The sequence below is a fragment of the Calyptranema fuscum S582 genome (assembly GCF_055793305.1).
This window is the reverse complement of record NZ_JBSLYH010000132.1, coordinates 1-1,055: the sequence shown is the minus strand read 5'-3', so window position 1 is coordinate 1,055 and position 1,055 is coordinate 1. Positions and strand designations below refer to the sequence as shown.

Annotated in this window: 1 protein-coding gene and 1 pseudogene; both read right to left on the bottom strand. The window is 47.8% G+C overall.

Annotation, left to right across the window (positions count from 1 at the left end; all coding sequences use genetic code 11):
- Window positions 1-383: SLOG domain-containing protein (locus ACR6Z4_RS32190; protein ID WP_479721396.1), on the bottom strand; the 383-nt coding region annotated here is incomplete at its 3' end.
- Between the two features lie 3 nt (window positions 384-386).
- Window positions 387-1,055, bottom strand: a pseudogene (locus tag ACR6Z4_RS32185) (toll/interleukin-1 receptor domain-containing protein); the annotation flags it as partial.

Here is a 1,055-nt window from a genome sequence, read left to right as displayed (position 1 = left end):
CCACCGATAAATACGGCTGCCTTCAAGTCGGGACGCGAGAGCATTTCTTCCCTCATCCGAAGTAGGCTCCTGTCACGGTCTTCTGATACTGCATCAACCAGAATAACGTTGTCAAAGCGAGTATTCTCTTGAGGAAATTGCCCCTCGAAGAATCGGCTCTGATACAAAATGACAGCATCTGAATAGTTAACGTTCAAGTCTTCGCAGATGGTCAATATCATAGGCGTAATCGCTGGATGCCCTCCCCAAACGATTTGCCAATCACGAATTACGGCTGTCAAAAACTCTCGTACCGCAAACTGAATCAGGAAGGGATCTGCGGTCTCATAATAGTTGCCTCGCCCTTCTACAGGAATGCTAGCAGACAGAAAAATAGCACCCATTGCTTATCCCTCCCAGTCGGCAAACCGCCAAGCAACTTCATGAGCCTTCACCCAGCATGGCGCTTTAATTCTACTACCCAACCAATCAAGGTGTTCTATCCAGTTCGGGTGTAAGCCCACATGGTCAAAAACAACCGCCGTAGAACACTCTGGTGAGTTTTTCATGGCCTCATGCAACGTCGTTGAAGTTGGAACACCTACGGTAGGATGGACAACGACATCCCTACCATCAGCTAATTGAATATAGACAGACTTATTGACCCCAACGCCCGTCACACTTCCCCCAATTCTTTCGATCCCTCCCCGCAGCAGGCTAACTAAATTTAGGCTTCGGACAGCATGACTCTGGCTACGTAAAGCCTCAACCTGTAAGCAAATTCGCGTAATGGTTTCATCCGTCAGACAACCCGTAGCTAAATCGATATCCTCTTCTACAAGATTGATACTGCTGGTTGTAGATGTGCGTTTTGAGGCAGTCACACCGGGCCATGCAATGCGTAAAACTGAGATCCCTTTTGCTAATGCCCGCCCAAACTCGGCACTCGTCCAACGGCTTTCAAAATAACCAGGAGTATCCAGCATAATCAACACATCAGAGTCGCACAAGCGATGCCAAAGTGCGATTTGGAAATCTTCTGCGGGAGCTATACCATGTGTGTCTAAAAATACATC